Genomic DNA, 330 nt, shown 5'->3' on the forward strand with positions numbered 1-330 from the left:
GAAAGCAAGCTCCGCTCCTCGTCCGTCAGTTTGGACACATCCATTCCTATGAATGTACGTCCATCCTTCATCTGAGCGAACATACGTGTCACCAGTGATTCACCTTTGTCTTTGAATGAACTGGATACGATGTTCTTTTTAAGCCGGTACTGCAAACCGTTGTCGGCTCCGATTTTCTTTCTTAGGTTGATCGTAAAATTGTCAGGTTCGACCTCGCATTCATACATTTGAATGATCTTGTTAAGCGCTTCAAGACAATTGCCTCGCCCAAAGTCCTTAACATCGTGCAAATCAAATGTGTCGTGAATAACAAACTTAAACCGTCCGCCT

Annotated in this window: 1 protein-coding gene; it reads right to left on the minus strand. The window is 43.9% G+C overall.

Annotation, left to right across the window (positions count from 1 at the left end):
* Nucleotides 1-330 (minus strand): phage tail protein (locus L693_RS28460; RefSeq protein WP_197030042.1); only part of this gene is annotated, 330 nt, incomplete at both ends.

Source organism: Paenibacillus sp. 1-18, from assembly GCF_000520755.1.
Taxonomy (GTDB): domain Bacteria; phylum Bacillota; class Bacilli; order Paenibacillales; family Paenibacillaceae; genus Paenibacillus; species Paenibacillus brasilensis.